A 10256-nucleotide genomic window follows, 5' to 3' on the forward strand; every position below is an offset into this window, starting at 1 on the left:
TAGTGATTGACAATTAAAAAAACACCTTTAAAGCAAGGTGTTTTTTTAATTCTTCAAAAAGTTTACGTTTTAATTAATTTTACTTTAAAATATTATTACCTATTTAAATAAACCCAACCGACTTTTGGTTCGGTGCCATCACCAAGATCAAGGACATAGTAATATGTTCCTGATGGAAGTTTCTCCTCAACTTGAATATTAACTCTTCCATTTGACGTTCCATCCCAACTATTATCATAACTCGTTTTACTATATACTATATTACCCCAACGGTTATAAACTTCTAATCGGTTGTTCTTGTACTGATCTTCTGTTATACAATTGATAATAAACGTATCATTATGACCATCACCGTTTGGTGTAAACTCATTAAACACAGTTAAACATGGCTCAGTATCAGGATCTAAATAATCTGGAATACCATCACTATCAGAGTCCATCGCATCATCAGGAGTCCCATTACCATTATCATCGGCATGCTCATCAACCGTATCAATACCATCGCCATCATCATCGGTATCTAAATAATCTGGAATACCATCTTCATCTGTATCATCATTATTCGGGTCACCATCGCCATCAACATCCTCTTCTGAAGTTAAAATACCGTCTCCATCGTCATCAATATCTTGATAATCTGGAGTTCCATCACCATCTAAATCAGGTGTATCTGGTACATCTCCTCCATTATCTGGATCTACTGAATCTACCATCCCATCGCCATCGGTATCGGTAGTATCATCAATCATTCCGTCTCCATCGCTATCAAGTGAAGTATCACTTCCTCCCTCGATTAAGTCAGACATTCCATCATTATCACTATCTAAATCTTGATAATCTGGAGTTCCATCTCCATCAGTATCAGGAATAGTAGCCGAATCTCCTCCATTATCTGGGTCGACAACGTCAGCAATACCGTCTCCATCTGCATCATTCAAATTATCAAGTACTCCATCACCATCACTATCTAATGAAGCGTCTGTGCCTCCTTCAGATAAATCTGAAATTCCATCATTATCACTATCTAAATCTTGGAAATCTGGATTCCCATCACCATCAGTGTCTACGGGAGTAATCTTTCCTCCTGAGTTCGGGTCTGAATCATCAGCATCAGCTGTATCTATAATCCCATCGTTATCGGCATCTATAGTACTATCTAAAACTCCATCTCCATCAGCATCGACAACATCTGCATCTTGTCCACTTTCTACAAGATCTAAAATTCCATCGCCATCACTATCTAAATCTAAGTGATCTGGAATACCATCTCCATCGGTATCTCTATTTGGATCACCATCTTGTTCCACACTATCTAAGATTCCATCATTATCATCATCTAAATCATCAACATCAGGAATACCATCACCATCAGTATCGGTAGATTCTGCATCTCCAAAGCCATCTAAGCCATCTACGGAATCTGCAATACCATCACCGTCACTATCCGTTTGATCATCAATTACGCCATCTCCATCACTATCAAGATCACCTGGTAAATCAGAATTGTTTGGTTCTTCTACATCTGGAATTCCATCGCCATCAGTGTCTGGTAGATTGTTTCCATCTACTAAATCTCCTGTGTCTATTTGACCATCATAGTCAGAATCTGAGCCACCTGCTTCAACTACATCATTGATACCATCGCCATCACTATCTAAATCTTGATAATCTGGAACCCCATCTCCATCGGTATCTGGTCCTGTTGATGCAGTTCCTCCATTATCTGGATCTACTGAATCTGCCAGTCCATCGCCATCGGTATCGGTCTGATCATCAATCACACCATCATTATCAGCATCTAAACTAGGATCGCCTCCGCCTTCTACTAAATCTGAGATTCCATCATTGTCACTATCGGTATCTTGGAAGTCTGGCATTCCATCGCCGTCACTATCCGTTGGTGTAGTACTTCCACCTGCATTGATGTCATTATCATCATTATCAGCTGTATCTACAATACCATCGTTATCGGCATCTACTGTGCTATCTAACATTCCATCACCATCGGCATCAAGTGTCGCTGCATCTTGTCCACTTTCTACAATATCTAAGATTCCATCGCCATCACTATCTAAATCTAAATGATCTGGAATACCATCGCCATCGGTATCTCTATTTGGATCACCATCTTGCTCCACACTATCTAAGATTCCATCATTATCAGAATCTAAATCATGAATATCTGCAATACCATCGCCATCTGTATCGATTTGCTCTGCATCTCCAAAGCCATCTAAGCCATCTACTGAATCTGCAATACCATCACCGTCACTATCTGTTTGATCATCAATTACGCCGTCTCCATCTAGATCTAAGTTACCTGGCAAGTCTGGATTGTTTGGTTCTTCTACATCTGGAGTTCCATCGCCGTCAGTATCTGGTAGATTGTTTCCATCTACTAAATCTCCTGTATCTATTTGACCATCTCCGTCCGTATCTGTTCCTCCTGCCTCATCTACATCATTGATGCCATCGCCATCACTATCTAAGTCTTGATAATCTGGAAGTCCATCACCATCAGTATCTGGTCCTGTTGATGCAGTTCCTCCATTATCTGGATCTACTGAATCTGCCAGTCCATCTCCATCGGTATCGGTCTGATCATCAATCACACCGTCATTATCAGCATCTAGACTAGGATCGCCTCCGCCTTCTATAAGATCGGATACGCCGTCATTATCACTATCTGTATCTTGGAAGTCTGGCATTCCATCGCCGTCACTATCCGTTGGTGTAGTACTTCCGCCTGCATTGATGTCATTATCATCATTATCAGCCGTATCTACAATACCATCGTTATCGACATCTATCGTGCTATCTAACATTCCATCACCATCTGCATCAAGTGTCGCTGCATCTTGTCCACTTTCAACAATATCTAAGATTCCGTCGCCATCACTATCTAAATCTAAATGATCTGGAATACCATCGCCATCGGTATCTCTATTTGGATCACCATCTTGCTCCACACTATCTAAGATTCCATCATTATCAGAATCTAAATCATGGATATCTGCAATACCATCGCCATCAGTATCGGTTTGCTCTGCATCTCCAAAGCCATCTAAACCATCTACGGAATCTGCAATACCATCACCGTCACTATCTGTTTGATCATCAATTACCCCATCGCCATCTAAATCTAAGTTACCTGGCAAGTCTGGATTGTTTGGCTCTTCAACATCTGGGGTTCCATCTCCATCAGTGTCTGGTAAATTGTTTCCATCTACCAAATCTCCTGTGTCTATTTGACCATCTCCGTCGGTATCTGTTCCTCCTGCTTCATCTACATCATTGATACCATCGCCATCACTATCTAAGTCTTGATAATCTGGAAGTCCATCGCCATCGGTATCTGGTCCTGTTGATGAAGTTCCTCCATTATCTGGATCTACTGAATCTGCCAGTCCATCGCCATCGGTATCAGTTTGATCATCAATCACACCATCATTATCAGTATCTAAACTAGGATCCCCTCCGCCTTCTATAAGGTCGGATACTCCGTCATTATCACTATCGGTATCTTGGAAGTCTGGCATTCCATCGCCGTCACTATCCGTTGGGGTAGTACTTCCGCCTGCATTGATGTCATTATCATCATTATCAGCCGTATCTACAATACCATCGTTATCGGCATCTACTGTGCTATCTAACATTCCATCACCATCGGCATCAAGTGTTGCTGCATCTTGGCCACTTTCTACAATGTCTAAGATTCCATCGCCATCACTATCTAAATCTAAATGATCTGGAATACCATCGCCATCGGTATCTCTATTTGGATCGCCATCTTGCTCCACGCTATCTAAGATTCCATCATTATCAGAATCTAAGTCATGGATATCTGCAATACCATCGCCATCAGTATCGGTTTGTTCTGCATCTCCAAAGCCAACTAAGCCATCTACTGAATCTGCAATACCATCACCGTCACTATCTGTTTGATCATCAATTACGCCATCGCCATCTAAATCTAAGTTACCTGGCAAATCTGGATTGTTTGGCTCTTCAACATCTGGGGTTCCATCTCCATCAGTGTCTGGTAAATTGTTTCCATCTACCAAATCTCCTGTGTCTATTTGACCATCTCCGTCGGTATCTGTTCCTCCTGCTTCATCTACATCATTGATACCATCGCCATCACTATCTAAGTCTTGATAATCTGGAAGTCCATCGCCATCGGTATCTGGTCCTGTTGATGAAGTTCCTCCATTATCTGGATCTACTGAATCTGCCAGTCCATCGCCATCGGTATCAGTTTGATCATCAATCACACCATCATTATCAGTATCTAAACTAGGATCGCCTCCGCCTTCTATAAGGTCGGATACTCCGTCATTATCACTATCGGTATCTTGGAAGTCTGGCATTCCATCGCCGTCACTATCCGTTGGGGTAGTACTTCCGCCTGCATTGATGTCATTATCATCATTATCAGCCGTATCTACAATACCATCGTTATCGGCATCTACTGTGCTATCTAACATTCCATCACCATCGGCATCAAGTGTTGCTGCATCTTGGCCACTTTCTACAATGTCTAAGATTCCATCGCCATCACTATCTAAATCTAAATGATCTGGAATACCATCGCCATCGGTATCTCTATTTGGATCGCCATCTTGCTCCACGCTATCTAAGATTCCATCATTATCAGAATCTAAGTCATGGATATCTGCAATACCATCGCCATCAGTATCGGTTTGTTCTGCATCTCCAAAGCCAACTAAGCCATCTACTGAATCTGCAATACCATCACCGTCACTATCTGTTTGATCATCAATTACGCCATCGCCATCTAAATCTAAGTTACCTGGCAAATCTGGATTGTTTGGCTCTTCAACATCTGGGGTTCCATCGCCATCAGTGTCTGGTAGATTGTTTCCATCTACTAAATCTCCTGTGTCTATTTGACCATCTCCGTCGGTATCTGTTCCTCCTGCTTCATCTACATCATTGATACCATCGCCATCACTATCTAAGTCTTGATAATCTGGAAGTCCGTCACCATCGGTATCTGGTCCTGTTGATGCAGTTCCTCCATTATCTGGATCTACTGAATCTGCCAGTCCATCGCCATCGGTATCGGTTTGATCATCAATCACACCGTCATTATCAGCATCTAAACTAGGATCGCCTCCGCCTTCTACTAAATCTGAGATTCCATCATTGTCACTATCGGTATCTTGGAAGTCTGGCATTCCATCGCCGTCACTATCCGTTGGTGTAGTACTTCCACCTGCATTGATGTCATTATCATCATTATCAGCCGTATCTACAATACCATCGTTATCAGCATCTATCGTGCTATCTAACATTCCATCTCCATCGGCATCAAGTGTTGCTGCATCTTGTCCACTTTCTACAATGTCTAAGATTCCATCGCCATCACTATCTAAATCTAAATGATCTGGAATACCATCGCCATCTGTATCTCTATTTGGATCACCATCTTGCTCCACGCTATCTAAGATTCCATCATTATCAGAATCTAAATCATGGATATCTGCAATACCATCGCCATCTGTATCGGTTTGTTCTGCATCTCCAAAGCCAACTAAGCCATCTACTGAATCTGCAATACCATCACCGTCACTATCGGTTTGATCATCAATTACGCCATCGCCATCTAAATCTAAGTTACCTGGCAAGTCTGGATTGTTAGGTTCTTCTACATCTGGAGTTCCATCACCATCTGTGTCTGGTAAATTGTTTCCATCTACCAAATCTCCTGTGTCTATTTGACCATCTCCGTCGGTATCTATTCCTCCTGCTTCATCTACATCATTGATACCATCACCATCACTATCTAGGTCTTGATAATCTGGAAGTCCATCGCCATCTGTATCTGGTCCTGTTGATGAAGTTCCTCCATTATCTGGATCTACTGAATCAGCCAGTCCATCACCATCAGTATCTGTTTGATCATCAATCACACCGTCATTATCAGCATCTAAACTAGGATCGCCCCCGCCTTCTATAAGGTCGGATACTCCGTCATTATCACTATCGGTATCTTGGAAGTCTGGCATTCCATCGCCGTCACTATCCGTTGGTGTAGTACTTCCGCCTGCATTGATGTCATTATCATCATTATCAGCTGTATCTACAATACCATCGTTATCAGCATCTACTGTGCTATCTAACATTCCATCTCCATCGGCATCAAGTGTCGCTGCATCTTGTCCACTTTCTACAATGTCTAAGATTCCATCGCCATCACTATCTAAATCTAAATGATCTGGAATACCATCACCATCGGTATCTCTATTTGGATCACCATCTTGCTCCACGCTATCTAAGATTCCATCATTATCAGAATCTAAATCATGAATATCTGCAATACCATCGCCATCTGTATCGGTTTGCTCTGCATCTCCAAAACCATCTAAACCATCTACTGAATCTGCAATACCATCACCGTCACTATCTGTTTGATCATCAATTACGCCATCGCCATCTAAATCTAAGTTACCTGGTAAGTCTGGGTTGTTTGGTTCTTCAACATCCGGAGTTCCATCGCCGTCAGTGTCTGGTAAATTGTTTCCATCTACCAAATCTCCTGTGTCTATTTGACCATCTCCGTCGGTATCTGTTCCTCCTGCTTCATCTACATCATTGATACCATCACCATCACTATCTAAGTCTTGATAATCTGGAAGTCCATCGCCATCAGTATCTGGTCCTGTTGATGCAGTTCCTCCATTATCTGGATCTACTGAATCTGCAATACCATCTCCATCTGTATCGGTCTGATCATCAATCACACCGTCATTATCAGAATCTAAACTAGGATCGCCTCCGCCTTCTATAAGGTCGGATACTCCGTCATTATCACTATCGGTATCTTGGAAGTCTGGCATTCCATCGCCGTCACTATCCGTTGGTGTAGTACTTCCGCCTGCATTGATGTCATTATCATCATTATCAGCTGTATCAACAATACCATCGTTATCAGCATCTACTGTGCTATCTAACATTCCATCTCCATCGGCATCAAGTGTCGCTGCATCTTGTCCACTTTCTACAATATCTAAGATTCCGTCGCCATCACTATCTAAATCTAAATGATCTGGAATACCATCGCCATCGGTATCTCTATTTGGATCACCATCTTGTTCCACGCTATCTAAGATTCCATCATTATCAGAATCTAAATCATGGATATCTGCAATACCATCGCCATCTGTATCGGTTTGCTCTGCATCTCCAAAGCCATCTAAGCCATCTACGGAATCTGCAATACCATCACCGTCACTATCTGTTTGATCATCAATTACGCCATCGCCATCTAAATCTAAGTTACCTGGCAAGTCTGGATTGTTTGGCTCTTCAACATCTGGGGTTCCATCACCATCAGTGTCTGGTAAATTGTTTCCATCTACCAAATCTCCTGTGTCTATTTGACCATCTCCGTCGGTATCTGTTCCTCCTGCTTCATCTACATCATTGATACCATCACCATCACTATCTAAGTCTTGGTAATCTGGAAGTCCATCACCGTCACTATCTGGTCCTGTTGATGCAGTTCCTCCATTATCTGAATCTACTGAATCTGCCAGTCCATCGCCATCGGTATCAGTTTGATCATCAATCACACCGTCATTATCAGCATCTAGACTAGGATCGCCTCCGCCTTCTATAAGATCGGATACTCCGTCATTATCACTATCGGTATCTAAATAATCTGGTGTTCCATCACCATCGGTATCAGTTGGATTCGTTGGATCTGTTCCAACTTCTTCGCTGGTTGGAATTCCATCACCATCATCATCAGTATCTAAGACATCTGGAATACCATCGCCATCTGAGTCATCTGGTCCGTTTCCATCTCCGTCTGCATCGTATTCTGAACCATTGCTTATTCCATCACCATCACAATCCCCTGTGGCTATTGCAAATGGATTTGGAATACATGGATCTGCTGGATTTGGATCAATCACATCACATACGCCATCACCATCACTATCTGTTACATTTGGATTACATGGGTCGGTTGGATCGGGATCAACAGTATCACAAACGCCATCATTATCTATATCGGTTGCATTAGGTATACATGGATCCGTTGGATCGGGATCTACCGTATCACATACACCATCACCATCTGCATCCGTGTTATCCGGTATACATGGATCACTTGGTGCTGGGTCTATGGTATCACAAACGCCATCACCGTCTTCATCATTACTATTTGGATTACATGGGTCTGCTGGATCTGGGTCTATCGTATCACAGATTCCATCACCATCTGCATCAGCGCTATCTGGGCTACATGGGTCTGTTACATCTGGATCGACTGTATCACATACGCCATCGCCATCCTCATCATTACTATTTGGATTACATGGATCTGCTGGATCGGGGTCTACTGTATCACAAACGCCATCGCCATCTGCATCTGTGTTATTTGGTATACATGGATCTGTTGGATCGGGATCTACCGTATCACATATACCATCGTTATCCTCATCATTACTATTTGGATTACATGGGTCTGCTGGATCAGGGTCTACCGTATCACAGATTCCATCGCCATCTGCATCTGTATTGTTTGGTACACATGGATCCGTTGGATCTGGATCAACAGTATCACAAACGCCATCATTATCCTCATCATTACTATTTGGATTACATGGATCCGCTGGATCGGGATCTACTGTATCACAAATACCATCGCCATCTGCATCTGCACTATCTGGATTACATGGGTCTGTTGGATCTGGATCTACCGTATCACAAACGCCATCATTATCTTCATCACTACTATTTGGGTTACATGGATCCGCTGGATCGGGATCTATTGTATCACATACGCCATCGCCATCTGCATCTGTGTTATCTGGGCTACATGGATCATTTGGATCAGGATCTACTGCATCACAAACACCATCGCCATCACTATCCGTTCCATTTGGAACACATGGATCTGTTGGATTCGGATCTACTGCATCGCAAATACCATCGCCATCCGCATCTGGTGCTCCTATTGGACATGGATCCGTAATATCTGGATCTACCGTATCACAAATACCATCGCCATCTACATCTGTTCCATTTGGTATACATGGATCCGTTGGATTTGGATCGATTGCATCACATACGCCATCACCATCGGTATCTGCTCCATTTGGACTACACGGATCGGTTGGGTCAGGATCTACTGTATCGCATACGCCATCGCCATCGGTATCTAATGCATTTGGATCACATGGACTATTTGGATCAGGATCTATCGTATCACAAATACCATCACCATCTGCATCTGTTGCATCTGGAATACATGGATCTGTTGGGTTTGGATCTATTGTATCGCAATAACCATCACCATCTTCATCTGCACTATCTGGATTACATGGATTATTTGGATCGGGATCTATCGTATCACAAATGCCATCGCCATCCGCATCTGTTGCATCTGGAATACATGGATCTGTTGGATTCGGATCTATTGCATCACAATAACCATCACCATCTTCATCTGCACTATCTGGATTACATGGATTATTTGGGTCGGGATCTATCGTGTCACAAATACCATCGCCATCGGCATCGCTTGCATCTGGAATACATGGATCTGTTGGATTTGGATCTACTCCATCACAATAACCATCGCCATCTTCGTCATTACTATTTGGATTACATGGATCTGCTGGATCTGGGTCTATACTATCACATACGCCATCATTATCCGCATCTATTCCATTTGGAATACATGGATCCGTTGGGTTTGGATCTACCGTATCACAAACACCATCACCATCTTCATCATGTCCGTTTGGAATACATGGATCGGTCGGGTTTGGATCTACACTATCACAGATACCATCGCCATCACTATCTGTTGCATCGGGTACACATGGATCCGTTGGATTTGGATCTACTGCATCACATACGCCATCGCCATCCTCATCGTGTCCATTTGGATTACATGGATCCGCTGGATCGGGATCTACACTATCACATACGCCATCATTATCTGCATCCGTTGCATCTGGTACACATGGATCACTTGGATCAGGATCTACACTATCACAAACACCATCGCCATCACTATCCAAATCTTCTGGACCACATGGATCGGTTACATCTGGATCTATTGCGTCACAAATACCATCGCCATCAACATCTGTTGCATCTGGACTACATGGATCACTTGGATCAGGATCTACTGCATCACATACACCATCGCCATCAGTATCGGTACTGGTTGGATTACATGGGTCGGTTGGATCGGGATCTATTGTATCACAAAC

Annotated in this window: 1 protein-coding gene; it reads right to left on the reverse strand. The window is 42.7% G+C overall.

The annotated features are described in order from the left end of the window. Positions 1 to 95: 95 nt before the first annotated feature. Positions 96 to 10256, reverse strand: a 10161-nt coding sequence (locus BLW23_RS22995; protein ID WP_143032269.1) for a T9SS type B sorting domain-containing protein, incomplete at its 5' end; no start/stop codon positions are given.

The organism is Tenacibaculum sp. MAR_2009_124, assembly GCF_900105455.1.
Taxonomy (GTDB): Bacteria; Bacteroidota; Bacteroidia; order Flavobacteriales; family Flavobacteriaceae; genus Polaribacter.